The 26,337-nt window shown below is 69.7% G+C and carries 26 protein-coding genes; 13 read left to right on the forward strand and 13 right to left on the reverse strand.

What is annotated here, in order from left to right:
* Nucleotides 1-74 precede the first annotated feature (74 nt).
* Nucleotides 75-1,502, forward strand: a complete 1,428-nt coding sequence (locus tag QN350_RS11445) for an NAD(P)/FAD-dependent oxidoreductase (RefSeq protein ID WP_323516406.1) — start codon at nucleotides 75-77, stop codon at nucleotides 1,500-1,502.
* A 36-nt stretch (nucleotides 1,503-1,538) separates the two neighbouring features.
* Here QN350_RS11445 and QN350_RS11450 read toward each other — a convergent pair whose 3' ends face one another.
* The 8 genes from QN350_RS11450 to idi form a co-directional block, all read right to left on the reverse strand.
* Nucleotides 1,539-1,946 (reverse strand): RNA-binding S4 domain-containing protein, encoded by a 408-nt coding sequence (locus QN350_RS11450; protein WP_281534751.1) that lies wholly within the window; start codon nucleotides 1,944-1,946, stop codon nucleotides 1,539-1,541.
* A gap of 371 nt (nucleotides 1,947-2,317) precedes the next feature.
* A complete protein-coding gene (locus QN350_RS11455; RefSeq protein ID WP_322139654.1) occupies nucleotides 2,318-3,211 on the reverse strand; it encodes a prenyltransferase in 894 nt (297 codons plus the stop codon).
* Nucleotides 3,208-3,711: a lycopene cyclase domain-containing protein gene (locus QN350_RS11460; protein WP_322139655.1), complete on the reverse strand. Its 504-nt coding sequence runs from the start codon at nucleotides 3,709-3,711 to the stop codon at nucleotides 3,208-3,210. The genes QN350_RS11455 and QN350_RS11460 overlap by 4 nt, the downstream gene beginning before the upstream one ends.
* Entirely contained in the window at nucleotides 3,708-4,031 is a 324-nt protein-coding gene (locus QN350_RS11465) for a lycopene cyclase domain-containing protein (RefSeq protein ID WP_281534754.1), read from the reverse strand. The genes QN350_RS11460 and QN350_RS11465 overlap by 4 nt, the downstream gene beginning before the upstream one ends.
* On the reverse strand, nucleotides 4,028-5,791 hold the full coding sequence (crtI, locus tag QN350_RS11470) for a phytoene desaturase family protein (protein WP_416173073.1): 1,764 nt from the start codon (nucleotides 5,789-5,791) through the stop codon (nucleotides 4,028-4,030). Before crtI ends, QN350_RS11465 begins: the two co-directional genes overlap by 4 nt.
* Complete coding sequence (locus QN350_RS11475) at nucleotides 5,788-6,768, reverse strand: phytoene/squalene synthase family protein (protein ID WP_322139656.1); 981 nt, start codon at nucleotides 6,766-6,768, stop codon at nucleotides 5,788-5,790. Before QN350_RS11475 ends, crtI begins: the two co-directional genes overlap by 4 nt.
* On the reverse strand, nucleotides 6,765-7,811 hold the full coding sequence (locus QN350_RS11480; RefSeq protein ID WP_281534755.1) for a polyprenyl synthetase family protein: 1,047 nt from the start codon (nucleotides 7,809-7,811) through the stop codon (nucleotides 6,765-6,767). Before QN350_RS11480 ends, QN350_RS11475 begins: the two co-directional genes overlap by 4 nt.
* The gene (idi, locus tag QN350_RS11485) at nucleotides 7,804-8,340 is read right to left on the reverse strand and encodes an isopentenyl-diphosphate Delta-isomerase (RefSeq protein WP_281534756.1); all 537 of its coding nucleotides are present in this window, start codon (nucleotides 8,338-8,340) and stop codon (nucleotides 7,804-7,806) included. The genes QN350_RS11480 and idi overlap by 8 nt, the downstream gene beginning before the upstream one ends.
* A 79-nt stretch (nucleotides 8,341-8,419) precedes the next feature.
* Between idi and QN350_RS11490 the strand changes: the two genes are divergently transcribed.
* The 3 genes from QN350_RS11490 (at nucleotide 8,420) to QN350_RS11500 (ending at nucleotide 10,233) form a co-directional block, all read left to right on the forward strand.
* On the forward strand, nucleotides 8,420-9,064 hold the full coding sequence (locus QN350_RS11490) for a MarR family winged helix-turn-helix transcriptional regulator (RefSeq protein WP_281534757.1): 645 nt from the start codon (nucleotides 8,420-8,422) through the stop codon (nucleotides 9,062-9,064).
* Between the two features lie 9 nt (nucleotides 9,065-9,073).
* Nucleotides 9,074-9,601: an adenine phosphoribosyltransferase gene (locus QN350_RS11495; protein ID WP_281534758.1), complete on the forward strand. Its 528-nt coding sequence runs from the start codon at nucleotides 9,074-9,076 to the stop codon at nucleotides 9,599-9,601.
* Between the two features lie 128 nt (nucleotides 9,602-9,729).
* Nucleotides 9,730-10,233: an NUDIX hydrolase gene (locus QN350_RS11500; protein WP_322139657.1), complete on the forward strand. Its 504-nt coding sequence runs from the start codon at nucleotides 9,730-9,732 to the stop codon at nucleotides 10,231-10,233.
* 52 nt (nucleotides 10,234-10,285) lie between these two features.
* Here QN350_RS11500 and QN350_RS11505 read toward each other — a convergent pair whose 3' ends face one another.
* Together QN350_RS11505 and QN350_RS11510 are read right to left on the reverse strand one after the other, a co-directional pair.
* Nucleotides 10,286-10,753 (reverse strand): nitroreductase/quinone reductase family protein, encoded by a 468-nt coding sequence (locus QN350_RS11505; RefSeq protein WP_322139658.1) that lies wholly within the window; start codon nucleotides 10,751-10,753, stop codon nucleotides 10,286-10,288.
* Nucleotides 10,753-10,899, reverse strand: coding sequence for a hypothetical protein (locus QN350_RS11510; protein ID WP_322139659.1), 147 nt, complete (start codon nucleotides 10,897-10,899; stop codon nucleotides 10,753-10,755). The genes QN350_RS11505 and QN350_RS11510 overlap by 1 nt, the downstream gene beginning before the upstream one ends.
* 97 nt (nucleotides 10,900-10,996) lie before the next feature.
* Between QN350_RS11510 and QN350_RS11515 the strand changes: the two genes are divergently transcribed.
* Entirely contained in the window at nucleotides 10,997-11,518 is a 522-nt protein-coding gene (locus QN350_RS11515; RefSeq protein ID WP_322139660.1) for a hypothetical protein, read from the forward strand.
* 8 nt (nucleotides 11,519-11,526) lie between these two features.
* Here QN350_RS11515 and ligD read toward each other — a convergent pair whose 3' ends face one another.
* The gene (gene ligD, locus QN350_RS11520) at nucleotides 11,527-14,298 is read right to left on the reverse strand and encodes a non-homologous end-joining DNA ligase (protein WP_323502737.1); all 2,772 of its coding nucleotides are present in this window, start codon (nucleotides 14,296-14,298) and stop codon (nucleotides 11,527-11,529) included.
* A gap of 83 nt (nucleotides 14,299-14,381) precedes the next feature.
* Here ligD and QN350_RS11525 point away from each other — a divergent pair, with 83 nt between their 5' ends.
* The 5 genes from QN350_RS11525 to QN350_RS11545 all read left to right on the forward strand — a co-directional run bounded on the left by QN350_RS11525 (nucleotide 14,382) and on the right by QN350_RS11545 (nucleotide 17,809).
* Entirely contained in the window at nucleotides 14,382-15,245 is an 864-nt protein-coding gene (locus QN350_RS11525) for a Ku protein (RefSeq protein ID WP_322139662.1), read from the forward strand.
* A gap of 28 nt (nucleotides 15,246-15,273) precedes the next feature.
* The gene (locus tag QN350_RS11530) at nucleotides 15,274-15,891 is read left to right on the forward strand and encodes a CDP-alcohol phosphatidyltransferase family protein (protein ID WP_322139663.1); all 618 of its coding nucleotides are present in this window, start codon (nucleotides 15,274-15,276) and stop codon (nucleotides 15,889-15,891) included.
* 86 nt (nucleotides 15,892-15,977) lie between these two features.
* Nucleotides 15,978-16,391, forward strand: a complete 414-nt coding sequence (locus QN350_RS11535) for an FHA domain-containing protein (RefSeq protein WP_134446136.1) — start codon at nucleotides 15,978-15,980, stop codon at nucleotides 16,389-16,391.
* Nucleotides 16,391-17,089: a MerR family transcriptional regulator gene (locus QN350_RS11540; RefSeq protein ID WP_281534764.1), complete on the forward strand. Its 699-nt coding sequence runs from the start codon at nucleotides 16,391-16,393 to the stop codon at nucleotides 17,087-17,089. The genes QN350_RS11535 and QN350_RS11540 overlap by 1 nt, the downstream gene beginning before the upstream one ends.
* A 168-nt stretch (nucleotides 17,090-17,257) precedes the next feature.
* Nucleotides 17,258-17,809 (forward strand): MerR family transcriptional regulator, encoded by a 552-nt coding sequence (locus QN350_RS11545; protein WP_322139664.1) that lies wholly within the window; start codon nucleotides 17,258-17,260, stop codon nucleotides 17,807-17,809.
* A gap of 179 nt (nucleotides 17,810-17,988) precedes the next feature.
* Here the strand turns inward: QN350_RS11545 and QN350_RS11550 are convergent, their stop codons facing one another.
* Entirely contained in the window at nucleotides 17,989-18,795 is an 807-nt protein-coding gene (locus QN350_RS11550) for a ParA family protein (RefSeq protein WP_134446112.1), read from the reverse strand.
* Between the two features lie 77 nt (nucleotides 18,796-18,872).
* On the opposite strand from QN350_RS11550, the gene QN350_RS11555 reads away from it, so the two are divergent.
* From QN350_RS11555 to def, 3 genes are all read left to right on the forward strand, one after another.
* The gene (locus tag QN350_RS11555; RefSeq protein ID WP_323516402.1) at nucleotides 18,873-22,277 is read left to right on the forward strand and encodes a pyruvate carboxylase; all 3,405 of its coding nucleotides are present in this window, start codon (nucleotides 18,873-18,875) and stop codon (nucleotides 22,275-22,277) included.
* Nucleotides 22,278-22,365: 88 nt separating this feature from the next.
* Nucleotides 22,366-23,748: a MinD/ParA family protein gene (locus QN350_RS11560; protein ID WP_322139666.1), complete on the forward strand. Its 1,383-nt coding sequence runs from the start codon at nucleotides 22,366-22,368 to the stop codon at nucleotides 23,746-23,748.
* Between the two features lie 51 nt (nucleotides 23,749-23,799).
* On the forward strand, nucleotides 23,800-24,291 hold the full coding sequence (def, locus tag QN350_RS11565) for a peptide deformylase (RefSeq protein WP_281534766.1): 492 nt from the start codon (nucleotides 23,800-23,802) through the stop codon (nucleotides 24,289-24,291).
* A 118-nt stretch (nucleotides 24,292-24,409) separates the two neighbouring features.
* On the opposite strand, the gene QN350_RS11570 is transcribed toward def, so the two are convergent.
* Nucleotides 24,410-26,245, reverse strand: a complete 1,836-nt coding sequence (locus QN350_RS11570) for an AMP-dependent synthetase/ligase (RefSeq protein ID WP_322139667.1) — start codon at nucleotides 26,243-26,245, stop codon at nucleotides 24,410-24,412.
* Nucleotides 26,246-26,337: the final 92 nt, after the last annotated feature.

Genomic DNA, 26,337 nt, shown 5'->3' on the forward strand with positions numbered 1-26,337 from the left:
CCCCGGGAACGTCGATATGCGACACCTCAGGGCAGTGCACCCTCCGAGAGCGGGGTTCCGTGCCTGACGTCAACGTGGTCGGGGCCGGCCCGAACGGCCTCGCCGCCGCGGTCGTCTGCGCGCGGGCCGGCCTCTCCGTGACCGTCACCGAGCGGGCCGCAACGGCCGGCGGCGGCCTCCGCACCGGCGAGCTCACCCTGCCCGGCTTCCGGCACGATCTCGGCTCGGCGGTGCACCCCGCAGCCCTCGCCTCCCCGTTCTTCCGCGCCTTCGGGCTCAGCGAGCGGGTGCCGTTCGTGATCCCCGAGGTGTCGTACGCGCATCCGCTCGATGCGCACCGCGCCGCTATCGCCTACCGTGACCTCGACCGCACCGCCGCGGGCCTCGGCCGTGACGGCCCGGCCTGGACCCGGCTGCTCCGGCCCCTCGTCGACCGCATCGAGGGCGTCGTCGCCTTCACCGGCCACCAGTTGCTGCGCTGGCCGGACGACCCGCGCGCCGCCCTCGAATACGGCCTCCGCGTGCTCGCCCTCGGCACCCCCGCCGGGCGGATGCTGTTCCACGGCCCCGACGCACCGGCCCTCCTCTCCGGCGTGGCCGCGCACGCTCCCGGCCGCCAGCCCGCACTCGCGCAGGCGGGGGCCGGGCTGCTCCTCGCGGCGGAGGCGCACGCCGCCGGCTGGGGATACCCGGTCGGCGGTGCCCAGGCGATCGCGGACGCGCTCGTCGCCGACCTGCTCGCCCACGGCGGCACACTGCGACTGGACACCGAGGTCCGCGGGCCCGGCGACCTCGACCCGGCCAGGGTGACACTGCTCGACACCTCGACGGTCTTCCTCGACCGCTTCGCGGGGCCCGCGCTGCCGGACGGCTACCGGCGTGCCCTTCGCCGCTACCGCTACGGCACCGGCGTCGCCAAGGTCGACTTCGCCCTGTCCGGCCCGGTGCCGTGGACGAACCCGCTGCTCGCCCTCGCGCCGACCGTGCACCTCGGCGGCAGCAGGGTCGACGTCGAACGCGCGGAACGGCTGGTGTCCGGGGGACGCTCGCCGCGGCATCCGTTCCTTCTGCTCGCCCAGCCGAGTGTGCTCGACGCGAGCCGCGCGCCGGCAGGGAAGGCCGTGTTGTGGGCGTACACGCACGTTCCGGTCGGTTGGGACGGCGACCCGGTCCTCCCGATCGTGCGCGAAGTCGAACGCTTCGCGCCGGGATTCCGCGACACGATCCTCGCTACCGCGCGCCACTCGCCCGCCGAGCTCGCAGCGGGAAATCCAAACCTCGTCGGCGGCGACATCCTCGGGGGCGCTGTCTCACTGAGGCAGCTCGTCAAGCGACCGGTGGTGTCCACCCGGCCGTGGCGCACGCCCGTCCCCGGGCTCTACCTCTGCTCGGCCTCGACCCCACCCGGCCCTGCCGTGCACGGCATGAACGGCTGGTTCGCCGCCGCGCTCGCGCTGCGCGAGCACTTCGGAATCAGCACCCTCCCCGACCTCGCGCCCTGACCGAGCGGGCGGCGGCGAACGGATGCCGGGGGAGGGTCAGTCGTTCTCCGGCCAGTCCTCGGGGTCGAGTCGCTCGGTCGCGCGCAGTTTGTCGATGTCGCGGCGTTCCCGCTTGGTCGGACGCCCGGCGCCGCGGTCCCGCATCGGGACGAGCGCGACCTCCTCGCGCGGCGGGGGCGGCGGGGTCTTGTCCACGAAGCACTCGGCGGCGACGAGCGCGCCGACCCGCTTGTTCACGATCTTCGAGACGACGAGCACCCGGTCGAACCCGCTCGACCGCACCCGCACCTCGTCTCCGATGTGCACCGGTTGCGCCGATTTCGCCCGTTCGCCGTTCACCCTGACGTGACCGGCCCGGCACGCGGCTGTGGCGAGCGACCGGGTCTTGAACATCCGCACGGCCCACGCCCAGCTGTCCACGCGCGCCGTCGTCAGGGGTTCCATCCCTCGACTCTACGACCAGGTGCGCGGGTGCGGATGCCGGCGATCCGGCATCTACTCAGCGGCGCACGTGCGAAACGCAGGATGAGGGCCCGCGTGAGGCCTGGGGAGCCTCTGCGGCGCTCTGGTCCTGCGTTTCGAAAGAGGCGGCGGCCGGGCGGATGCCACTGCCGAAGCATCCGCTCGGCGCGCGTCGGGTGGCGCCCGGCGTCGGGTTCTCGCCAGCGCCCACGCGAAACGCAGGACGAGGGCACGCGTGAGGCCGGGGGAGCCTCAGCGGCGCTGTGGTCCTGCGTTTCGCCGTCCGCCGCGGCCAACCCCACTGACGTGCACCGCGCCGAGACGACGCGAGAAGCCGCACCGCCGCGCAGGGCTCAGAACAGCGCCCAGACGATCAGCAGCATCGTCACACAGAAGCCGGAGAAGAAGTTCAGCCACAGGAACCGCTTCCAGCCGGCGTTCGCGGTCTCGGCGCGCGCGTCGCTCACCGACCGGAACGGCCACGCGGCCGCGATGTACGGCACGGCGAGCACGGCCCCGAGCAGGCCGGGCCAGCCCGTCGCGAGCATCAGCAGTCCGGCAGCGGCCCAGCAGCCGATCGCGAGGCGCACCGTGCGCGCGGCGCCGAGCGCGGTCGCGATCGAGGCGATTCCGCCCTCCCGGTCCGGCACGACGTCCTGCACGGCGCCGAAGGCATGGCTGGCCATGCCCCAGAGGAAGAACGCGGCGAGCACGGCGACCAGTCCCGGCGTCCAGACCGCGCCGGCCACGACGAGTCCATAGACCGCAGGGCTCACGAAGTGCGTGCTCGAGGTCACGGAGTCGACGACCGGACGTTCCTTGAACCGGAGCACCGGCACGGAGTACGCGGCAACGGCGAAAAGGCTCACCGCGAGCACGAGCCAGGACAGCGGATGCCCGGTGCCGGCCAGCACGAGCATTGCGCCGAGCACGGGGACCGCCGTGACGATCCCGGACAGCAGCACCGTGCGGTGCAGGGCCGGGTCGAGCATCGCACCCTCGACGCCGCCCTTCCGCGGGTTGCGCAGGTCGGACTCGTAGTCGAACACGTCGTTGATCCCGTACATCAGCAGGTTGTATGGAATCAGGAAGAACAGCGTGCCGACGACGAGCAGCGCGTCGACCCGACCGGTCGTCACGATGTACGCGGCCGCGAAGGGGTACGCCGTGTTGATCCAGCTGAGCGGACGCGACGACAGCAGCACCTGCCTGGTCTTCCAGAGCGTCGTCGGGCGGATGTTGCTCATCGGTTCCCTCCGGACGATCGGGTGCTGGTGCTGGTGCTGTTGTTCGCGCCGGTGCTGGTGTGTGTGCCGCCAGTGCCAGTGCCTGTGCCTGTGTTTGTACTTGTAACGGTACCCGGATCGGTGCCGGTATCGGCACCGGCGCCCGGCGCGCTTCCGTCGTGCTGCCGGCGTCCGCCCGGGTCCCAGCCCGGGGCCCTTCGCGCGGGGAACAGGGTCCAGAGCGCGGGGAGCAGGAGTGCGACGGCGACGGGATAGGCGAAGTCTTCGATCGGAGCGAGGCCGATCTTCAGCCCGGAGATCCGTGCGGGGTCGTAGGCGACCAGGCCGACGCCGATCATCACGTTGTCGAAGACCGCGCTCAGGAGCAGCACGACGACGAGGGCGACGCAAACGGCCCAGACGTTCTGGCGCGACAGCTGACGGCGCCGCACCAGCACCGCCGTGAACGTGACGAGCAGGGCTCCGCCGAGGAAGACCAGGTCGAGCAGGACGTAACTCATGCGTTCCGCCCGCGGTGCAGAATCCGTTCTGCCCCGTGGACCGCGTTCATCGTCAGGTAGCAGAGGAACGTGAGGAAGAAGAGTTCCTCGAGCGGAAGCTCCGGCGCGAGCTGCACGCCGGTCATCAGCCCGGTCTCGCCCCGGTAGAAGATGCCCAGGCCGATTCCGCTCAGGTCCCAGACCAGCAGGAAGACCACGCCGATCGTGAGAACGGCGGCGGCTCGGCGTGCGTCAAGCCAGAAGAACAGCCGGAACCGCCAGTCGAGCAGCACCATCGCGCCGAGCGAGACGAGCAGGCTCAGCAGATAGGCCAGGCTCACGATGCGCTCGGCGCACCGAACCCGGAAGCGCCGGACGAACCAGCAGGCCCGGCCGATCCGGCGATCCCGTCGGATTCCGGGTGCAGCGGCACCGTGACCCGCACGGGAACGGGAACGCTCCCGCGCCGGGGCAGGGGCTCCGCGAGCGGTCCCGTGCTCGTGTCCGAGCGCATCCTCTTCAAGAGGATCTCCGCACTGATCAGGCACATCGGCAGCCCGATCCCCGGAATCGTCGTGCCGCCGGCATAGTAGAGCCCGTCGACCTTCGAGGAGACGTTCGAGCCGCGGAAGAACGCGCTCTGCTTGAGGGTGTGCGCGGGGCCGAGTGCCCCGCCGCGCCAGGAGTTGAGGTCGTCGGCGAAGTCGCCGGGCCCGATCGTGCGGCGAACGACGATCCTGTCGGCGAGGTCGGGGATGCCCGCCCAGTCAGCGAGCTGCCCGATGGCGTCGTCGGCGATCGCCTCGATGGCGGGGGAGCCCGCTCCGTCGATGCCGCCGTGGCCGAGTCCGGGGTCCGCCGGGATCGGCACGAGCAGGAACAGGTTCGAGGAGCCGTCCGGCGCCACGCCGGGGTCTGTCGCACTCGGCATGCACACGTAGAACGACGCCGGCGACGCGACACTCGGCGTCTTCCCGAAGATGCGGCCGAAGTTCTCGCCCCAGTCGCTGGTGAACAGGAGGGTGTGGTGCTGCAGTTTCGGCAATTCGCCGGTCACGCCGAGCAGCACGAGCACGGCGCCCGGCCCGGACACCCGGTGCTGCCACCAGGACTCCGGGTAGCTCTGCAGCGGCTCGGGAAGAAGCTCGGTCTCGGTGTGGTGCAGGTCGGCCGCCGAGACCACCCGGTCGGCGGCGAGCCGAACGGTGGTGCCCGCCCTGTCGACGTAGCTGACCCCGGCGACGGATGCCCGCAGCCGCTTCGACGCCCCCGGCCGGGTTCCCGGCGTGGTCGTGATGGACGTGACCCGCGCGCCCGTGATCACTTCGACGCCCTCGGCCCTGGCCAGGTCCGCGATGCTGTCGATCAGGCGGGTGAAGCCGCCCAGGGGATAGAGCACGCCGTCGGCGAGGTCGAGGTGGCTCATCAGGTGATACATCGACGGCGTCTGGTCGGGTGAGGAGCCGAGGAACACGGCGGGGTAGCCGAGCACCTGCCGCAGCCGCGGGTCTGTCACGAAGCCCGCGACGAACTTGTCGAGCGGCTGCAGGAGCAGCCGGGCCAGCCGGCCGATGCGGGTGAGCACGTCCCGGACGAGCAGCGGTCGGAACGACTGGAAGCTCGTGTAGAGGAAGCGGCTCACGGCCATCCGGTAGGTGTCCTCCGCGGAGTCCAGGTAGCGGTCAAGGGCGGCCCCCGCTCCCGGTTCGATGCTCTCGAAGAGGGCGATGTTGTCCGCACGTTCCGCACGGACGTCGATCGGGTCTGCTGTGTCCTCGAAGTACACCCGGTAGCCGGGGTCGAGGCGGCGAAGTTCGAACTGCTCGGCGGAACTCGAGCCGAAGAGCCGGAAGAAATGGTCGAAGACCCCGGGCATCAGGTACCAGGACGGCCCGGTCTCGAACCGGAAACCCTGGTCCGTCCAGGTGCCCGCACGGCCGCCGAGCGTGTCGCCGGCCTCGAGCAGGGTGACCCGCTGGCCGTCGCGGGCGAGGAGTGCTGCGCTCGCGAGGCCGGCGATGCCGCCGCCGATCACGATCGTGTGGCCACCGCTGTGGCCCTCGCTGTGTGCTGCAGTGCTTCCTGTGGAGAGCGGGGTCACTTCTTCCACGCTCCTGGACCGAATGCTGCGCCGAGGGCGATCATGAGTTTCTCCGGATCCGGCACCCGAATGCGGGTGCTCAATAGTGCGCGTGCGGGGGTCTCGCGGAGCTTGACCGCGAGGCTCGCGAAGAGGCCGTGCGCCGTCGCGACGGCGCGCCGGCTGCCGAGCGGGAGCAACGGCAACGACCGCGCCGCAGCGTCGAGGTCGGCATCCATGTCGTCGAGCAGGAGGTTCTTCTCGGAGTCGGTCATGGTGAGCAGGTTGACCCCGGGAAAGTAGTTGCGTCCGAGGTCATCCCGGTCGGTGGCGATGTCCCGGAGGAAGTTGACCTTCTGAAAGGCCGCGCCGAGGCTGCGGGCCCCGGCCGCGAGCAACCGGAGTTCCTCGTCGGTGCGTTCTGCCTGCTGCAGGAATGAGCGCAGGCACATCAGCCCGACGACCTCTGCGGATCCGTAGATGTATTCGGCGATGCCGGCGGCGTCGAAGGGGGCCGGGTCGAGGTCGCGCCGCATCGAGGCGAAGAACGGTGCCGTGAGCCGGGCATCGATGCCGGTCGCCCGGGCGGTGTCCGCGAAGGCGTGCACGATGAGGTTGGTGCTGAAGCCGGTTTCGATCGCCCGCAGGGTCTCTGCCTCGAGTCCGTCGAGGGCTGCACGCTGGGCCGCGTCCGGGAGTCCGGCCTGGCTGGCCGCGCCGTCGACGATTTCGTCTGCGACCCTCACGAGCGCGTAGATCGAGGTGACCTGGCTGCGTTCCCTCGGCCCGAGCAGGCGGCAGGCGAGGCCGAACGACGTCGAATAGGCGCCGATGACCTGCGCGGCACTCGCGAGGGCCGCAGCGGTGTACTTCTCGAGCTGGGGGCCGCTCGCCGGTGCCTGACGGCCGGGCTCGCTCGACGTGCCGGGCACTGCCTGTGCGACGGACAGGTCGGGATTCGTGGGGGTAGTGCGCGCGCCGCGCCGGGTGTCGGTCATCGAACGCGATTCACGGAGGTGTCGGCGAGCTGGGTCAGGGTATGCCTGAGGACATCCGGGATGGCGGGGGTGTCGAGGGCCTCGACGGCCCGGCGGGCGTGGTCGATCGCGAGTTCATCCGTGGACTGCAGGGCGCCGCACTCCCGGAGCAGCGCGCGTGCCTCGCCGGCCTCGTCTTCGGTGAGGTCGTTCTTGCCGACGAACGGGGCGATCGCGGGCCAGAGGCTCGTGGCGCCGGCGTAGGAGATCAGTGAGGTCTGCTTGCCCTCGCGCAGGTCGGTCAGCACGCTCTTCCCGGTGCGAGCCGGGTCTCCGAACACGCCGAGGATGTCGTCGGTCAGCTGGAAGGCGACGCCGACGAGCCGGCCGAAGCGTCCGAGCACGTCGATCGCCTCTGCGCTCGCCTCCGCGAGCACGGCCCCGGCCATCAGGGGCGCCTCGAACGAGTAGACGGCGGTCTTCTGCTCCAGGGTGGACGTGACCTCCTCGACCGACAACGGATGCTTGGAAACGGTGTTCGTGACGTCCGCCAGTTCGCCGGCGGCCGACACGAAGACGGCCCGGTCGAGCAGGTCGAGCAGCCGGCCTCGCTGTTCGCGATCGAGCGGCAGGAGGGCGAGTGCGCGGTGGGCCTCGCTCAGCGCGAGATCGCCGGCGAGGATCGCTGCGGTGGTCGCCCAGGCGCCGGTCTGGGTGTCGTCGGCGCCGTGCGCAAGTGCTCGTTCGGTGAATCGTCCCGCGACGTTCGCGACGCCGCGCCGGTGCAGGTCGCGGTCGATCACGTCGTCGTGGATGACGAAGGCGGTGTGCAGCAGTTCGAAGCTCACGGCGACGGGGACAGCGAGGGACATGTCCTTACCGCCGAGCCCGGAGTACGCGGCAAGCACGAGCGCGGGTCGCACCCGCTTGCCGCCGCTGCTCGCATGCTCGAGAGCATCCCAGAGCGCCACATAGTGCTGCCCGTAGTCGCTCGCCCGCAGTCGGGCCGCGGCGAAGAAGCGCTGGAGTTCGGTCTCTACTTCGACGTGCGCGATCTCAGGCATCGAATGTCAACTCCTTCAGTTGGAGCACCATCCACGGGCTGAACGCCCAGGGACTGGAGAGTGCGCTCGCGCGCAGGGTCGCGGGGTCTGTCCACACGTACTCGGCGACCTCGTCGGGGTTGGGAACGGGGTTGGTGTGTGCTGTCGCCCGGTAGACCGGGCAGATTTCGTTTTCGACGACGCCGCTCGCATCCGTCGCCCGGTAGCGGAACAGCGGCAGGGTCACGAAGAGGTCCACGAGGTCGAGGCCGAGTTCGTACTGGCCACGACGAGCGATGGCGTCCTGCTGCGATTCGCCGGGAAGCGGGTGCCCGCAGAACGAGTTGGTCCAGACCCCCGGCCAGGTGCGCTTGCCGAGCGCACGCCGGGTGATCAGCACCTCTCCGCGCTGGTTGAAGACATAGACGGAGAAAGCGAGGTGGAGCGCGGTGTCTGCGTCGTGCATCGTGCTCTTGGGCGCCGTGCCGATCGAGCGCCCCGCTTCGTCGAGCAGCACGACGAGTTCGACCGCGTGGTCCACAACGTGCATCGCCCCTCCTGACCTTCCCGTCATCATACCCGTAAAAGTTGCTAACCAAGTTAGCTAAATGTGAGGCTAGCATGGAGCAATGCCCGAACGAGCCACTTCTCCGACTTCGTCGCCGGAGCCGACCTTCTGGCCGGCCCCTGTCGTCAGCGGTGCTGCGCGTGCGGCGCGTTCGACGAGTGCGACGGGTGAGACCAGGCCGCGCGACGTGCTCGCGGCTCTCCGGGTGTTCCGTGCGGCGGATGCCGCGATGCGCCAGCGCGCCCAGGCCCAGCTCGCGGTCAACGAGACAGACCTCCTCGCCATCAGGCACCTGATCCAGGGGGAGGCCCGGCGCACGCCCGTCAGCCCGAAAGACCTGAGCGTCTACCTGGGCATCTCGAGCGCCGCCACGGCGAAATTGCTCGCGCGCCTGTCCAGGACCGGGCACATCCGGCGCGAGGCGCACGCCGTCGACGGGCGGGTGCAGCTGCTGTATGCGACGTCCGCGGCCCACCAGGAGGTGCGACGCGCGCTCGGCGCCGTGCACGACCGGATGTTCGCAGCGGCGGAAGGGCTCGATCCCGCACAGCGCCGCGCCGTGATCCACTTCCTCACGGCCGTCGCGGAGGCGATGTCCGGCGACGCATCGCTTCCGGCGCCGGAACCGATCGCGGCACTCGCTCCGGACCCCGGTGCCGCCCCGGACAGGGGGCTGAAAGCGGGCCTCCTGCACGGGACCGCCTAGGCTTGACCGGTGCCAACACCAGCAGCCGACCATGTGACCGCCCTCCTCGCGTCCTACCAGGACTTCCCGGAGACGGGCATCCTCTTCCGTGATCTCAATCCCGTCTTCGCCGACGCCGTGGCCTTCCGGGCGCTCATCGACGAACTCGCCGAGCGGTTCCACGGGCAGTTCGACGCGGTCGCGGGCATCGAAGCGCGGGGTTTCCTGCTCGCGGCGGCCGTCGGATACGCGGCAGGGGCATCCGTGCTCGCCGTGCGCAAGGGCGGCAAGCTGCCCGGCTCCGTCATCTCGGAGAACTACGACCTCGAGTACGGTTCGGCCTGCCTCGAGCTCGAGATCGGCCAGCTGCCGGAGGGCTCCCGGGTGCTCGTCCTCGACGATGTGCTCGCGACCGGCGGAACGATCGCGGCGACCTCCCGGCTCGTCCGGCGGGCCGGCTACCGGCTGACCGGCGTCGGCGTCGTGCTCGAGCTCACCGAGCTCCTCGGCCGCGACCGCCTCGGCACCACCCCGCTGCACACCATCGTCGCCCTCTGAGCCTCTGAGCCTCTGAGTCTCTGGCCCTCTGGCCCTCGGCAGGCCGCTCGAGAGAGCAGTGCAGTCCGGACTGTGCGACATTCGGACGCTGTAGGGCGATTCCCGGCCCGATGCAGCATGCTGGGTGCATGACGGGAAACGGTGACGAGTGGGTCTTCGCGCCGGACGGTCGCAGGTTCTGGGGACGATTCGGAGCGGCCGGGCTGCTCGTGCACCACGCCGAACTCGGGGTGCTCATGCAGCACCGCGCGGCGTGGAGCCACAACGGCGACACCTGGGGACTCCCCGGCGGTGCCCGCCACGAGCACGAGACCGCCCTCGAAGCCGCGCTCCGCGAGGCGAATGAGGAGGCCGGCGTACCCGCAGAACTCGTCAGCCTGCAGTTCAGCTCGGTGCTCGACCTCGGCTTCTGGTCCTACACGACGGTCGTCGTGCGCGCCCTCGCACCCTTCGAGCCCGTGATCAGCGACCGGGAGAGCATCGCACTCCGGTGGGTGCCGACCGAGCTCATCGAGGAGCTGCCTCTGCACCCCGGGTTCGCCCAGAGCTGGCCGGCCCTGCGCGCCCGCCTCGACGGGGCGGATGCCGGCGGCCCCGCCGCGGACGCACGCTCGCCGGAGTCGCGCGCCTGACCCGTTCGCCCTGACCCGTTCGCCCCGACCCGTGTGCCCTGACCCGTGTGCGTCAGACGGCGGGAAGCACCCGGAAGACGGGGTGGTCCGCGGCGATCGTCTCGAAGGCCGCAACGGGTTCGTGCCGGTCAACGGGGATGTGCGGGCGCCCGCCGGGGGCCTTCTCCACGAAGCGTTTCAGGATCGGCGCGCGTTCCGCGGCCGGCACCTCGACGAGCCAGACCGGGCGCGCCGTGCGCCGGCGGAGCGTCGCGCGGCCGCCGGCCGCGCGCACGTTCCGAACCCAGTTGCACTCGCCGAGCATTGAGACGAGGTACCACTGGCCGGCCACGTCGGCCATCCCGATCGGGAACCGGGTCATCTGTCCGCTGCGTCGCCCGACGACCTCGAGGGAGACCCAGCGCGGCGGCAGCAACCCGAGGCGCAACGCCCGGTTCCACCACCGGGCAAAGCGTTTCGCCGTGGCGTTCCCGTGTCCGCCGGCGTACATCGCGCGCAGGCGGTCTGCCTGCGTGCCCATCACCGCACCCTCCGTACGGGGTGGTGTTCCGACCGGAGGACAGCCTGCGGGTCGACCCAGGAGATGTCCCCGGTGACGAGGGAGAGCGCCCCGGCGACAACGCAGGAGACGAACATGATCCAGAGGCACTCGATGAACGGGTCCATGTCCGAAGCGTACGCCCGGTGCTGCTCTCCGGCACCGGCGACCGATTGCAAGCACCGCGCCGCGTGCGACCCGCTACCGTTGACACCCGGAGGAATCATGAAACTGGAACCGTTGTTCCTCAGGATCGACCGGGTCGCCGGTGGGCGATCTGTGGAATACACCATCGCGCCCGAGATGCGCAGGCACCCCAGGACCCGGCGCACCTTCGTCGCGATCCTGTGGCTCCTCGCCGCGGAACTGGTCCTCGGCGGTGCCGCGGTCGTCGTCGCGGTCGTGCTGTTCCTCGGCGGCGCCGAGATTCCGTCCTCGGTCTGGATGCGCACCTTCGTCGTGCTCGCGATGACGCTCACCCTCCTCTACTTCGCCTGGCGGGCGCAGAAGGGCTTCTACTGGGCCTACCTGCGGCTCCGGCTGTTCAGCAAGATCTTCCCGGTGATCACCCTCGTCCTCGCCGCGATCCCCGGCCTGTATCCGTTGTGGATGGTCAGCGAGCAGATCCTGTTCAGCCTCATCATGATCGGCGTCGGCGACTACCTCTCTTCCGATCACATGCGCGAGGCCTTCTCCAGGCCGCCACGCGTACCGAAGCCCCCGCGGCCGGCGAAGCCGGCGCGGTAGCCGGACACTCAGTCCTCGCGCACGACCTCGTCCGGCGCCTTGTCCGGCCGCCAGCCCCGCCACGACGGATGCCGCAACCGGCCGTCCGAGGTCCACTCGAGGTAGTCGACCTCGCCCACGAGAACGGGCCGCACCCAGTGCGCGTCCCGAACGTCCGCCGCGGGAACGGCCGTGAACGGATTCTCCGCCTGGGCCAGCGTGTCCAGACGGGACCGCAGGGCGGCCAGGTCGCGGTCGCGGAAGCCCGTGCCGACCCTCCCGATATAGTCGAGGCCCGTCTCAGAGGGGATCCCGAGCAGCAGGGAGCCGAGCGACCTGGCCCGGTTCCCGTTCCCGGTGCGCCAGCCGCCGATCACGACCTCCTGCGCCCGGTGATGCTTGACCTTGATCCACGACCGGGAGCGCCTTCCGCCGTCGTAGCCGGCGTCGGCGTCCTTCGCGACGATGCCCTCGAGCCCGAGTTCGCGGCTCACCCGCAGCGCGTCCTGCGCGTCACCGGGCAGGTCCGGCGAGAGCTGCACCGGGCCATCGCCCGAGACGAGCGATTCGAGGATGGTCCGCCGAACGGAATACGGGGTGCGGTTCAGGTCGCTGCCCTCGTGCTCGAGCACGTCGAAGACGAGGTACTGCACCGGGGTCGCGGCGGCGGCCGCGGCCACTGTGCGCCGGGTCAGGTGCATCCGGCTCTGCAGCAGGCCGAAGTTCGGCCTCCCGGACCTGTCGAGGGCGACGATCTCGCCGTCGAGCACCGCACTGGCCGCGTCGACCGCGTCCGGAAGCGCCGCGAGCAGCTCGGGGTATGCCTCCGTCACGTCGTTGCCCGCGCGGGTGAACAGGCGCACCGGTCGTTCGGTGCCGGCCGTGGAGAGGTAGGCGAGTGCCCGGATCCCGTCCCACTTCGGTTCGAACGCCCAGCGGATGTCCGTGACGAGGTCCGCGGCCGATCCGGCCGTCGCGAGCATCGGCGAGTACCGGCCGATCGGGCTCGCATCCGGTCGCACTCCGGGATCGGCGGGGGTCGCGGTCGGGGACGCGCCGACTCCGGGCCCGCCCTCCCCGTCCGTCGCTCCCGGTCCGGTTGCCGTCGTCCGGGTCGACTCCGACCCCGCGGTCTGCGCCGCGACGGACTGTGCCGCGGCGGACTGTGCCGCAGCGGACTGTGCTGCGGAGGTCCGTGCTGCCGCGGTCCGCTCCTGCGCCGGCCGGGATCCGGCCTTCGGCTTCATCAGGTGGATGAGCCAGTTCTGGGCCGACCGGTCGTGTGCGCCCTGGTCCCGGGCGTTCGTGCGGATGAGCGCGAACCGGCGGGCGCCGTCGAGGCCGCCGCCCGGCTCGCCGTGGAGCGTCGCGATGACCTCGTCGTCCCGCCACTTCTCGAGGTCATAGGTGCCGCTGTCCCAGATCGACACGGTGCCTGCGCCGTACTCGCCGGCCGGGATCACACCCTCGAAGGCGCCGTACTCCAGGGGATGATCTTCGGTGCGCACGGCGAGGCGGTTCTTCGCCGGATCGGTCGGCACGCCGCGGGGGAGCGCCCACGAGGCCAGGACGCCCTCGTGCTCGAGGCGGAAGTCGTAGTGCAGGTTCCGGGCGTGGTGTTCCTGGATCACGAAGCTGTGCCCGCCGGCGGCCGTGGCGCCCGGTCCCGCGGCCGCGGAATTCCCGACGCCCGCGCCGGGCCCCGGCACCGGCTCCGGGGTGCGCCCTGCCGTGCGTTTGCTGCGGTAGGCCGCGAGCCGGTCCCCGCGTGCGGGGTCCCCGGCGGGCGCTCCCGCGCCCGCTCCCGGTTCCGGGTCGCCCGGTCCGGCTTCCGGCCCGGCTCCTGATCCGCCCGAGTCGCGACGGCCGGAGTCGTGCGCGCCGAGCAGGGCAGCGAGCGGATCGCCGCCGTGCTCGACCCGGCTCAGCGCCTGCCGGTAGTCGAGCTGGGCGAGGCCGGGCTCGGCGAGCTCCCGCCAGGTGCGCGGCATCGCGACCATCGGGCGGAACGTTCCCCGCAGGGAATAGGGCGTGATCGTGGTCTTCGCCGCGTTGTTCTGGCTCCAGTCCACGAGCACCTTGCCGCCCCGGATCGACTTCTTCATGTCGCTCACGACGAGGTCGGGGTGGTCGGCTTCGAGCGCCCTGGCCAGCTCGTGCGCGACCTGGGAGATCTCGTCGGAGGTGTGGGTCAGGTCGAGCGCGGCATAGAGATGGATCCCCTTGCTGCCGCTCGTGACCGGAAAGGGGTCGAGTCCCATGTCGCGCAGGATGGCGCGGGCGAGCCTGGCCACGTCCGCGCACTCCGGGAGGGTGACGCCCTCGCCGGGGTCGAGGTCGAGCACGAGCCGGTCCGGGTTGCGCCGGCTGCCGTCCCTCCCGAACTGCCATTGCGGAACGTGGAGCTCGAGCGCCGACATCTGCCCGAGCCAGGTCAGGGTCGCGACGTCGTTCACGAGCGGGTACACGTTCGTGTGGTCGGTGTGCTCGATCGAGTGGCGCTGCACCCAGCCCGGCGCGGACTCCTCGAGGTTCTTCTGGAAGAACATCTTCTCCGGCTTCTCCGGCGTTCCGACCCCGTGCACCCAGCGTTTCCGCGTCGCCGCCCGGTTCGCAGCGTGCGGCACGAGCACCTCGGCGATCGCGGCGTAGTACCCGAGGACATCCGCCTTCGTGGTGCCGGTCTCCGGATACAGCACTTTGTCGAGGTGCGTGAGCGTGATCCGGTGACCGTCCACGGACACGACCTGGCTCGTCGTCTCGTCCATCTGGCTTCCCTCCCGGGCCGATTCTCCCGCCATTGTTCCGCCTGCGTGCCACCAGCATGCCCGCGAGCCCCGGTTCCGGCTAGTACGCCGAACGGATGCGGTGTCTACTGTTTCCCATGCGATCGATCTGGAAAGGCTCCATCACCTTCGGCCTCGTCAACGTGCCCGTCAAGGTCTACAGCGCCACGGAAGACCACGACACCCCGTTGCACCAGGTCCATGACGCCGACGGCGGACGCATCCGATACCAGCGGCGGTGCTCCCGCTGCGGCCGGGTCGTTGACTACGCCCATATCGACAAGGCGTACGACGACGGCGAGAACACGGTCGTGCTCACCGAGGAGGAGCTCCGCAGGCTCCCGGCGGAGAAGAGCAGGGAGATCGACGTCGTCGAGTTCGTCCCGAGCGAGCAGCTCGACCCGATGCTCTTCGAGAAGAGCTACTTCCTCGAGCCGGACGGCGCATCGCCCAAGGCGTACGTCCTGCTGCGGCGGGCGCTCGAGGCGAGCGACCGCACCGCGATCGTGCGGTTCGCACTCCGCCAGAAGACCCGGCTCGGTGCGCTCCGGGTCCGCGGTGACGTGCTGCTCCTGCAGGCCCTGCTCTGGAGCGACGAGGTGCGGGAGGCGGACTTCCCCGCCCTCGCCGAATCGACGAAGATCTCCCGGCAGGAGCTCGAACTCTCGGCGGCACTCGTCGAGTCCTTCTCCTCCGACTTCACCCCCCAGGACTACCGCGACGACTACCAGGACCAGCTCAGGGAACTCATCGAAGCCAAGCTCGCGGCCGGCGAGACGGTCGAGGCGGCCGAGGCGGGGGAGGCAGGGGACGGCGCAGAAGAGGAGTCGGCCGGCGGTGAGGTCCTCGACCTGATGGAGGCGCTCCGGCGCAGCGTCGAACGCAGCAGGGGTGGGGGGAAGGGCGGTACCGCGGCGGAGGGCGAGGACACGGCGCGACCTGCGAAACGGCGCATTCCGTAGAGCGCTGCCGCATCGATAGACTCGCACAATGGCAGGGGCGGAAGTACCCATCATCAGTTCCAGGGTTCTGACCCTGCCCAACCTGCTGAGCGCCCTCCGGCTCGCCCTCGTCCCGGTCTTCCTCGTGCTCCTCGTTCGCGGCGCCGATGCCTGGGCCCTCCTCGTGCTCCTCGTCGCGAGCCTCACCGACTACCTCGACGGCGTGATCGCGCGGCGCTTCAACCAGATCACCCGGCTCGGCCAGCTGCTCGACCCCGCGGCCGACCGGCTCTACATTTTCGCGGCCCTCCTCGGCCTGGCCTGGCGTGACCTCGTGCCCTGGTGGATCGTCCTCATCGTGATCGGCAGGGACGTGTTCCTGCTCGGCCTCGGGATCGTCCTCGCGAACCACGGCTACGGTCCGCTCCCGGTCAACCTGCTCGGCAAGGCCGCGACCTTCTGCCTCTTCTATGCCCTGCCGCTCGTCATGCTCGGCCAGGCGTTCCCGATGCTCGGCTGGTGGTCCCTTCCGATCGGCTGGGCCTTCGGAATCTGGGGCGCATTCCTGTATTGGTGGGCCGGAATCGTCTACGCCGTCCAGACTGCCCGGGTGATTCGGCTTCCGCGGGTCATAGCGCCCATTCGATCGGATACGATTGAAAGGTAGGAGGTGTACCGGTGATTGATTCCAAAAAGCCAGATGAGAGCCAGCGTAAGGCCGCGCCCGAAGAATATTCCGGCACCGACACGACGATGACGTTCAGCCAGGGCTTCGCGGCCCAGCTCGCCGCCGTCGACAATGACGTGACGGCCGAGGAACAGGAAGCCATTTCGGCCCTCCCCTCCGGGTCTGCTCTTCTCGTCGTTCGTCGCGGTCCCAACTCGGGAGCGCGCTTTCTGCTCGACGCGGATGTGACGACCGTCGGTCGGCACCCGCACGCGGACATCTTCCTCGACGACGTGACCGTGTCCCGCCGCCATGCCGAGTTCCTCCGCCACGGAACCTCGTTCGAGGTCAAGGACCTCGTCTCCCTGAACGGCACCTATTTCGAGGGAGTGCGCATCGAAACCGCAGCGCTCCACGACAGGGATGAAGTCCAGGTCGGGAAGTTCCGGCTCACGTTCTACGCCTCGCGACTCGACCTGGCGCCACAGGCGAGCGAGTAGTGGCTGCGTCCTCCGCCCAGGCAAGGCAGCCGGGTGCGACGTCGCTGCTCAGCATCGGACAGGTGCTCGCTCGCCTGACCCCGGATTTCCCCGACCTCACCCCGTCGAAGCTGCGCTTCCTCGAGGAGCAGCGGCTCGTCTCTCCCGCGCGCACCGAATCCGGCTACCGCAAGTTCTGCGCGAGCGACCTCGACCGGCTCCGCCTGATCCTGTCGATGCAACGCGACCTGTACCTTCCGCTCAAAGTCATCCGCGGTTACCTCGACGACCTCGACGCCGGCAATTCGCCGACGTTGCCCGGCGGAGTGACACCGGGTCCGTCGATGCTGTCGACCGAGCGACGCCTCAGCCGGGACGAACTCATCCGCGAGGCCGGGGCATCCGCCGCCCTGCTGCACGACGCGGTCTCCGCATCGATCATCCTTCCGGCGGATGTCTACGGCGACGACGCGCTCGGAGTCCTGCGCGCCCTTGTCGACCTTCAGCACAGCGGGATCGAACCGAGGCACCTGCGCGGCTTCCGCGGTGCGGCAGAGCGCGAACTGGGGCTGATCGAGAGTGCCCTCGTGCCGCTGTCCCGGCGCAGGGACGCGTCGAGCCGGGCGAAGGCCGCCGAAATGGCCGTCGAGATCGCCGGCAATTTCGAGGTCATCCGGGGCAGCCTGATCCGATCTGCGCTCGGCCGACTCACCAGTTAGTCGTAGACTGCCAGAAGCGCCGCCGGACCGAATCCAACCCGGACGAACCCCACCGACACCAGTCGCACGACACGCCGAGGTGTTCGGTCGGATGTCCGGGCCTGGGTCCAGTACCTCGGTAGCGTTGCACATGCGGTTCGCGCCGCACCCATTCCGAGAGGCGATCGTATGAGCGAGCTCAGCAAGCGTGACGACGCCTCGCGCTACGGTGACGGACTCCTGTTCACCGACGGCATGCCGGACCTCGACGAGAATTCCGGGTACCGTGGCGCCGTCGCCGCCCGTGCCGCAGGAATCACCTACCGCCAGCTCGACTACTGGGCCCGCACCGAACTGGTCGAGCCCACGGTGCGCGGTGCGACCGGATCCGGCACCCAGCGGCTCTACGGCTTTCGCGACATCCTCGTCCTCAAGCTCGTCAAGCGCCTCCTCGACACCGGCATCTCGCTCCAGCAGATCCGCACGGCCGTCAATCAGCTCCGCGAGTCCGGGGTCAGCGACCTCGCCCAGACGACGCTCATGAGCGACGGCGCGAGCGTCTATCTCTGCACCTCCAACGACGAGGTCATCGATCTCGTCAGCCGCGGCCAGGGCGTCTTCGGAATCGCCGTGGGCAAGGTCCTGCGCGAGGTCGAGACCACCCTCGTCGAGCTCGACTCGCAGCCTTCAGACCCGTCAGACGAACTCGCCCTCCGCCGGCTGTCCCGCAAGGTCTCCTAACCCTCCAGCAGGACCGGCGCGCCAGCACGACTGGCTTGCCGGCAGGACTGGCCCGCCGGAAGGGCATCCGCCTTCTCGCGTCGCCCGCGAGCGAGTTGCGGACAAGACACCGTCATCCCGCCTGGGAAGGTGTTTGACCGCAATCGAGCGCGAGCATGCGCCCCCGACTGGGGGAGCGGTCAGCGCTGCTCGGCGTACTCGCCGATGCGCGCGGTGCGCAGGATGCGGTCGAGCAGCTGGTCGAAGTAACGCGCCATCTCCTGCGCGCTGTCGCCCGGCCAGGTGTGCAGCGGCTTCGCGGCGCCCTGCGCCTGCTGGAGGGACGTGCGCTCCGGCAGCTGGGGGCTGAGTACGAGCGGGCCGAACATGTCGCGCAGTTCCTTGATCCGGAACTGGTGCTCGAGGGAGGCGATCCTGGCACGGTTCACGATGATGCCGAGCGGCTGGAGGCGGGGGCTGAGTCCGCGGCGGATCTCCTCGATCGCGCGCAGGGCGCGGTCGGCGGCGGCGACCGAGAACAGGCCGGGCTCGGTGACGACGGCGACGCGGTCGCTCGCCGCCCACGCCGTGCGGGTCAGGGCGTTGAGGGAGGGTGCGCAGTCGATCAGCACCAGGTCGTAGTCTTTCTCGACCGTGGACAGGGCTTCCTCGAGCTTCCAGATGTCGCGGATGCTCGGGTGCGGCCCGTCGAAGTTGATGGCGGACGGGCTGCCGATCATGACGTCGATCGTGCCCTGCTGGCCACGGGTCCAGCCGCTCGGCACGATGGCGGCGCGAACGATCTTTTCTTTGGGGGAGGCGAGCACGTCGGCGATGTTCAGGTGGCCGGCGACCTCGATGTCCATGCCGGTCGAGACATCCGATTGCGGGTCGATATCGACGACCAGGGTCCGTACGCCGCGGGCGAAGGCAGCAGACGCCAGACCCAGGGTCACTGTGGTCTTGCCTACTCCTCCCTTGAGGGAGCTAACGCTTAGTACGTGCACAAGTAGATACGTTACCTTCACTAGTCTTAGAGAACCTAACCGCCAGCTGTGTGCCCGTCGCCTCCTGAAAGGTCTGTATGTTCACGAAGATTCTTGTTGCCAACCGCGGAGAAATCGCGATTCGCGCGTTTCGTGCAGCGTATGAACTCGGCGCGAAAACCGTCGCCGTCTATCCGTTCGAAGACCGGAATTCGCTGCATCGCCTGAAGGCAGACGAGGCGTACCAGATCGGCGAACCCGGGCACCCGGTCAGGGCATACCTGACCGTGAGCGAGATCATCCGGGTGGCCGTCGAGAGCGGCGCCGACGCCATTTACCCCGGCTACGGCTTCCTTTCCGAGAACCCCGAGCTCGCACTCGCCGCCCGCGAGGCCGGCATCACCTTCATCGGCCCCGGCGAGCACGTGCTCGAAATGGCCGGAAACAAGGTCACCGCCAAGGAGCACGCGATCGCCGCGGGCGTGCCTGTGCTCAAGTCGAGCGCGCCCTCGAAGGACCTCGACGAGCTCATGGCCGCGGCCGCCGATATCGGCTTCCCGATCTTCGCCAAGGCCGTCGCCGGCGGCGGCGGCCGTGGCATGCGCCGCGTCGCGAGCATGGAGGACCTGCGTGGCTCCCTCGAGGAGGCCATGCGCGAGGCCAACAGCGCATTCGGCGACTCGACGATGTTCCTCGAGCAGGCCGTGCTCCGTCCCCGGCACATCGAGGTGCAGATCCTTGCTGACTCGACCGGCGAAACCGTGCACCTCTTCGAACGGGACTGCTCCGTGCAGCGCCGCCACCAGAAGGTCATCGAGATCGCGCCGGCCCCGAACCTCAGCGATGAGATCCGTACCCGTCTCTATGCGGACGCCGTCGCGTTCGCCCGCTCCATCGGCTACGTCAACGCGGGCACCGTCGAGTTCCTGCTCGACACCGTGGGGGAGCGTGCCGGCCAGCACGTCTTCATCGAGATGAACCCGCGGATCCAGGTCGAGCACACCGTGACGGAAGAGGTCACGGACGTCGACCTCGTCGTCGCCCAGATCCGCATCGCCGCGGGGGAGACCCTCGCGGAACTCGGGTTGCTGCAGGACCAGATCCACCTGCGCGGCGCGGCACTCCAGTGCCGCATCACCACGGAAGACCCCACGATGGGCTTCCGGCCGGACACCGGGAAGATCACGACGTACCGCTCACCCGGTGGGGCAGGCATCCGCCTCGACGGTGGAACCATCAACCCCGGCGCGCAGATCAGCCCGCACTTCGACTCGATGCTCGCGAAGCTCACCTGCCGCGGTCGCGACTTCACCGCGGCCGTCACGCGCTCCAAGCGGGCGCTTGCCGAGTTCCGCATCCGCGGCGTCTCCACGAACGTCGCCTTCCTGCAGGCCGTCCTCGAAGACCCGGGCTTCGCGGCCGGGGACCTCAGCACCTCCTTCATCGACGAGCGGCCGGAGCTGCTCCGCGCCCGCGTGTCGAAGGACCGCGGAACCAAGATCCTGAACTGGCTCGCGGACGTCACCGTCAACAAGCCCAACGGGGTCCCGATCACGCTGCTGAACCCGGCGGAGAAGCTGCCGAAGCTCGACCTCAGCATCCCGGCCCCTGCAGGCTCCCGCCAGCGGCTGCAGTTGCTCGGCCCGGCAGGTTTCGCTGCGGAACTCCGCGCCCAGACCGCACTCGCCGTGACGGACACCACGTTCCGCGACGCCCACCAGTCCCTCCTGGCAACCCGGGTCCGCACGAGGGACCTCGTCGCCGTGGCGCCCTATGTCGCCCGGATGACGCCGGAGCTCCTCTCGATCGAGGCCTGGGGAGGCGCGACCTACGACGTCGCGCTCCGCTTCCTCGGTGAGGATCCGTGGGAACGGCTCGCCGCCCTGCGGGCCGCGCTCCCCAACATCAACGTTCAGATGCTGCTCCGCGGCCGTAACACGGTCGGCTACACGCCGTACCCGACCGAGGTCACCGACGCCTTCGTGCGTGAGGCCTCCGACACGGGCGTCGACATCTTCCGCATCTTCGACGCCCTCAACGACGTCTCGCAGATGCGCCCGGCGATCGACGCCGTCCTCGGCACCGGAACGAGCATCGCCGAGGTGGCACTCTGCTACACGGGCGACCTGCTCGACCCCGCTGAAGACCTGTACACGCTCGACTACTACCTGCGCCTCGCGGAGCAGATCGTCGACACCGGCGCGCACATCATCGCGATCAAGGACATGGCCGGGCTGCTTCGCCCCGCCGCCGCCGAGAAGCTCGTCGGCGCGCTCCGCGAGCGCTTCGCGCTCCCCGTGCACGTCCACACCCACGACACTCCCGGCGGCCAGCTCGCGACCCTGCTCGCCGCCGCGCGGGCCGGGGCCGACGCCGTCGACGTCGCGAGCGCACCGATGGCCGGCACCACGAGCCAGCCCTCTGCGTCGTCGCTCGTCGCCGCGCTCGCGCACACCGAACGCGACACCGGCATCTCGCTCAAGGCCGTCTGCGACCTCGAACCGTACTGGGAAGACGTGCGCCGCGTCTACCACCCCTTCGAATCGGGCCTCCGCGCCCCGACCGGGCGGGTCTACAGCCACGAGATCCCCGGAGGCCAGCTCTCCAACCTCCGCACTCAGGCCGTCGCCCTCGGCCTTGCCGACGACTTCGAGCTCATCGAGGACATGTACGCCGCCGCGAACCAGATCCTCGGCCGGGTACCGAAGGTCACCCCGTCGTCGAAGGTCGTCGGCGACCTCGCCCTCTACCTCGCCGCCGTCCGCGCCGACCCGGAGGACTTCGCCGCGAACCCGGGCAACTACGACGTGCCGGACTCGGTGATCGGCTTCATGGCCGGCGAACTGGGCGACCTGCCCGGCGGCTGGCCGGAGCCCTTCCGCAGCAAGGTCCTCGCCGGTCGCAGCATCCACATCGGCGTCACCGAGCTGACCGCTCCGGAGCGCGAGGCGCTCGACGGCGACAGCCTGACCCGTCGCTCGATGCTCAACCAGCTGCTCTTCCCCGGCCCGACCCGCCAGTTCGAGCAGATCCGGGAGTTGTTCGGCGACCTCTCCGTCGTCGACACCGTCGACTATCTCAACGGGCTGCAGCAGGGCATCGAGCACTCGGTCGAGATCGACAAGGGCGTTCGCCTCTACGTCGGACTCGAGGCGATCGGCGAGGCGGACGACAAGGGCCTGCGCACCGTCATGACCACGCTCAACGGCCAGCTGCGCCCCGTGTTCGTGCGGGACCGCGGCATCACCGTGAGCACCAAGGCCGCCGAGAAGGCGGATGCGAACCGTCCGGGCCAGGTCGCGGCTCCCTTCTCCGGGGTGGTCACCCTGCAGGTCGAGGAAGGCGCGACCGTTGAGGCCGGCCAGAGTGTCGCATCCATCGAAGCCATGAAGATGGAGGCCGCGATCACCTCCCCGATCGCCGGCATCGTCGAGCGGGTGGCGATCCCCAAGACGCAGCAGGTGGACGCAGGCGACCTGCTCGTGGTTGTGCGCCCGCGCTAGGCTGAAGGTCGATCGGTCGGCGCCCACGGTGGCGCCGGCCGGCCGGGGGCCCAGGCCGGGCCGATTTTTCACAACGAAGGGACGGACTGTGGTGCCGGAAAAGCGCACGGACACCGGAATCTCTTCGACGGGCGGCGGAGACGCGCAGCCCGGTGACGAGTACAACAGCGAGCTGCCGCCGCACACGATCGACAATCTTGCCGCGGCACTCCCGGCAGGGCTCGCGGCCGCGAACCCCACGCCTGCGGCGATCGGGAGTGGCGGCCTCGCCGGCGTAAGCGATACCGCCCGCCCCGCGACGCACACCATCGAGATCAACACCGGGCCGGGCATCCGGGTCGCCGCCGGTGACAGGGCCGCCCGGAACAACCGCGCCGACCGGAACGACGGCGCCGACCGGGCTGACCGCCTCGGTGCGACCGCAGCGGGGGCCGTGCAGTCACTGTCCGGCCCGTCGCAGCCCGGGCAGGCGGATGCCGCAGCGCAGTCCCGCAGGGAGCGTCTGCGCCCGGACGGCGCCGTCGTGCCCGAATCGGCGGCCATGCTCACCTCGGAACGCCTGCTCGCGGTCAACCGCCGCACCCAGCCGCCGCCGCACGGCGGCTGGAACGCCTTCGTCTACGCCGCGACGCTGCACCTCGTGAACCTCGGCGACTCGGCGAAGGTCCGCGCCCACAAGCACATGGACGGCCTGATCCGCAAGGAGTTCGACGGCGGCACCCGGTTCGTGCCGATCCTGACCCGCAAGGGCGGTGTCGGCAAGACCACCGTCACTGCGCTGCTCGGCATGGCCCTCGCCGACGCACGCGAGGACCGCATCATCGCCGTCGATGCCAACCCCGACCGCGGCACCCTCTCCGAACGGGTCAGCAAGCAGACCAGGTCGACCGTGCGGGACGTCGTCACGAAGGCCGCGTCCATCGGCGGCTTCACCGACTTCTCCTCGCTCGTCTCCCGGGACGCGACCAGGCTCGACATCCTCGCCTCCGACACCGACCCGCTCCTGTCCGAGGCTTTCGATGAGGACGACTACAACGTCGTCGCCGACCTCGCGGCCCGGTACTACTCGATCATGCTCACCGATTGCGGCACCGGGATCGTGCACTCGGTGATGCGTGCGACCCTGCAGCGTGCGGACTCGATCGTGATCGTCTCCGGAGGAAGCGTCGACGAAGCCCGCCTCGCCTCTGAGACGCTCACCTGGCTCGACGCCAACGGCTACGGCGACCTCGTCCGCAATTCGATCGTCGCGCTCAACACCGCCACCCAGGGCACCAACCTCGTGAAACTCGAGGAGATCGAGTCGCACTTCCGGTCGAGGGTCCGCGAGATCGTGCGCATCCCCTATGACCCGCAGCTGGCGGCGGGGAGCGTGATCTCCTGGGAGGACCTCAAGCCGATCACCCGGCTGGCCGCCCGCACCCTCGCCGCTCTCGTGGTCGAGGGCCTTCCCGCGCACCGCGGCGTGTGAAACGCACCCGATCCACCGTCCTGCCCGCACCAACTGACTTGGAGTTTTCCTGTGCCTGAGCGCCAGATCCGTCTCTTCGGAGATCCCGTGCTGAAGACCGTTTCCGCGCCGATCGAGTCCATCGACGACCGGGTCACCCGGCTCGTCGTCGATCTCCTCGACAGCGTGCGCCTGCCGGGCCGCGCGGGCGTCGCTGCGGCCCAGATCGGCGTGGGCCTGCGCGCCTTCAGCTACAACGTCGACGGTGTGATCGGGTACATCCTGAACCCCGTGGTCGTCGAGGTCTCCGGGGAACCCGCCCTCGTCGAAGAGGGCTGCCTGTCCGTTCCGGGTCTGTGGTACCCCACCAGGCGCTACCCGTTCGCGAGGGTCACCGGAATCGACCTCGCCGGCGAGCCGGTCGAGCTCGCAGGCTCCGGGCTGATGGCCCAGGCGCTGCAGCACGAGACCGACCACCTCGACGGTTTCCTCTACATCGACAAGCTCGACAAGGAGAACCGCCGGGCGGCCATGAAGGAGATCCGCGAGTCGGACTGGTTCTGACCCGCCAGCGACGCTGAACCAATTCGACGGAGTTTTTGGGCTTTCACCGCCTGGAAAACGCTTCTTAAGCGCTTTCCTATGAAAATCTCCGTCGAATTCGTCAGGGGCAGCAGAGGGGTCAGCGCACGACCGGGTTCTGCTCGGTGACGACGGGAACGCCCTGGTACATGCCCTGGATGGTCGCGGCGAAGTCCCGCATGATCACATCGCGCTTGATGCTGAGCTTCGGCGTGAGATAGCCGCTGCCCTCGGTGAGCTCGACGGTGAGGATCACGAATTTACGGATCGACTCCGCCCGGGACACGTGGGCGTTGGCGTGGTCGATGGCGCGCTGCACCTCGGCGAGCACCGCGGGGTTGACGGCCGCCTGGGCAAGCGACATCGAGGCATCCTCGCCGTTGTTGTGCAGCCAGACCGCGAGCATGTCGGGGTCGAGGGTGACGAGCGCAGCGATGAACGGTTTGCGGTCTCCGACGACGATGACCTGGCCGACGAGGGGGTTGGAGCGGATCGGGTCCTCGAGTGCGGCGGGGGCGACGTTCTTGCCGCCGGCCGTCACGATGATCTCCTTCTTGCGGGCGGTGATGGTGAGGAAGCCGTCCGCGTCGAAGTCACCGATGTCGCCGGTACGGAACCAGCCGTCCTCGAAGGCGGCCTGGGTCGCCTCCGGGTTGTGCCAGTACTCCTTGAAGACGTTGACACCCTTCACCGCGATCTCGCCGTCGTCCAGGATGCGGATGGAGACGCCGGGAATGGGCGGGCCCACGGTGCCGACCTTGAACTGCTCGGTGCGGCCGACCGTCGCAGGGGCCGTGGTCTCCGTGAGGCCGTAGCCCTCGAGGATCTTGATGCCGAGGCTGTGGTAGAAGTGGCCGAGGAACTCGCCGAGCGGTGCGGAGCCGGAGACGGCATACCGCACCTTTCCGCCCATGGCCGCGCGGAGCTTGCTGTAGACGAGCCGGTCGAAGATGGCGAACCGGATCTTCATCGAGAGGCTCACCGGCGTGCCCTCGGCGAGGGCCTTGGAGTGCTTGACGGCCAGGTGCGCGGCGGACTCGAAGATCTTGCCCCGGCCGGCGGCCTCTGCCTTTTGCTCGGCCGAGTTGTAGACCTTCTCGAAGACGCGCGGCACCGCAAGCAGGAAGGTCGGCTTGAACGTCGCCAGTGCGGGCAGCAGCTGCCGTGTGTCCGGCTGGTGGCCGACCCGCACGTTCCCGTGCACGCAGAGCACGGCGATGAACCGGGCGAAGACATGCGCGGTCGTGATGAAGAGCAGCGTGGATGCGCCGTCCTCGTGGGTGAGGACGTCCCTCAGGGCGACTCCCGCGTTCCGGGAGGTCTCGACGAAATTCGAGTGCGTGAGCACGCAGCCCTTCGGACGGCCGGTCGTGCCTGCGGTGTAGATCAGGGTCGCGATGTCGGCGCCCGTCGCGAGGCGGCGGCGGCGCTCGATCTCGGCATCCGGAACGTTCACGCCTCCCGCGACGATCTTCGCGAGGTCGCCGAGGTCGATCTGCCAGACGGTGTCGATGTCCGGGAGGTCGGGGTGCACCTCGTCGAACTTGGCGAAGTGGTCCGCGGTCTCGAGGATCACGGCGACGGCGCCGGAATCGCCGAGGATCCACTGCAGCTGGGTCGGCGAGCTGGTCTCGTAGACCGGGACCAGCACTGCGCCGGCGAACCAGGTCGCGAAGTCGATCAGGGTCCACTCGTACCGGGTCTTGCACATCAGGCCGATCTTGTCGCCGGGCTCGATGCCTGCGGCGACGAGCCCCTTGGCGAGTCCGACGACCTGCCGGTGGAATTCGGACGTGGTCACGGGGGCCCAGCCCGCGCCGCGTGGAACCGAGAAAAGCACGGAATCCGGCGTCGCTGCGAGGCGGTCCACGAGGAGGTCGGTGATGTTCGCCCTGGGATCGGCTGGGACGACTGCGGGCATATCGAACTGTTTCACGGCAACTCCTCTGGTACCGGGCGGATGTGCACACTCTAGCCGGGCGACATGCGGAGCAGTCGTTTCGACTCGCAGCGCCGCGGCTCAGTACA

The sequence above is a fragment of the Cryobacterium sp. 10I5 genome (genome assembly GCF_035019865.1).
Classification (GTDB): Bacteria; Actinomycetota; Actinomycetes; order Actinomycetales; family Microbacteriaceae; genus Cryobacterium; species Cryobacterium breve_A.

What these genes read in the sequence shown, in the direction of transcription:
- QN350_RS11450 (WP_281534751.1), bottom strand. Translation starts at nt 1,946, where the DNA reads ATGGAACCCCTGACGACGGCGCGCGTGGACAGCTGGGCGTGGGCCGTG.
- QN350_RS11455 (WP_322139654.1), bottom strand. Translation starts at nt 3,211, where the DNA reads ATGAGCAACATCCGCCCGACGACGCTCTGGAAGACCAGGCAGGTGCTG.
- QN350_RS11460 (WP_322139655.1), bottom strand. Translation starts at nt 3,711, where the DNA reads ATGAGTTACGTCCTGCTCGACCTGGTCTTCCTCGGCGGAGCCCTGCTC.
- QN350_RS11475 (WP_322139656.1), bottom strand. Translation starts at nt 6,768, where the DNA reads ATGACCGACACCCGGCGCGGCGCGCGCACTACCCCCACGAATCCCGAC.
- QN350_RS11480 (WP_281534755.1), bottom strand. Translation starts at nt 7,811, where the DNA reads ATGCCTGAGATCGCGCACGTCGAAGTAGAGACCGAACTCCAGCGCTTC.
- idi (WP_281534756.1), bottom strand. Translation starts at nt 8,340, where the DNA reads ATGCACGTTGTGGACCACGCGGTCGAACTCGTCGTGCTGCTCGACGAA.
- QN350_RS11490 (WP_281534757.1), top strand. Translation starts at nt 8,420, where the DNA reads ATGCCCGAACGAGCCACTTCTCCGACTTCGTCGCCGGAGCCGACCTTC.
- QN350_RS11500 (WP_322139657.1), top strand. Translation starts at nt 9,730, where the DNA reads ATGACGGGAAACGGTGACGAGTGGGTCTTCGCGCCGGACGGTCGCAGG.
- QN350_RS11505 (WP_322139658.1), bottom strand. Translation starts at nt 10,753, where the DNA reads ATGGGCACGCAGGCAGACCGCCTGCGCGCGATGTACGCCGGCGGACAC.
- QN350_RS11510 (WP_322139659.1), bottom strand. Translation starts at nt 10,899, where the DNA reads ATGGACCCGTTCATCGAGTGCCTCTGGATCATGTTCGTCTCCTGCGTT.
- QN350_RS11515 (WP_322139660.1), top strand. Translation starts at nt 10,997, where the DNA reads ATGAAACTGGAACCGTTGTTCCTCAGGATCGACCGGGTCGCCGGTGGG.
- ligD (WP_323502737.1), bottom strand. Translation starts at nt 14,298, where the DNA reads ATGGCGGGAGAATCGGCCCGGGAGGGAAGCCAGATGGACGAGACGACG.
- QN350_RS11525 (WP_322139662.1), top strand. Translation starts at nt 14,382, where the DNA reads ATGCGATCGATCTGGAAAGGCTCCATCACCTTCGGCCTCGTCAACGTG.
- QN350_RS11530 (WP_322139663.1), top strand. Translation starts at nt 15,274, where the DNA reads ATGGCAGGGGCGGAAGTACCCATCATCAGTTCCAGGGTTCTGACCCTG.
- QN350_RS11535 (WP_134446136.1), top strand. Translation starts at nt 15,978, where the DNA reads ATGACGTTCAGCCAGGGCTTCGCGGCCCAGCTCGCCGCCGTCGACAAT.
- QN350_RS11545 (WP_322139664.1), top strand. Translation starts at nt 17,258, where the DNA reads ATGAGCGAGCTCAGCAAGCGTGACGACGCCTCGCGCTACGGTGACGGA.
- QN350_RS11555 (WP_323516402.1), top strand. Translation starts at nt 18,873, where the DNA reads ATGTTCACGAAGATTCTTGTTGCCAACCGCGGAGAAATCGCGATTCGC.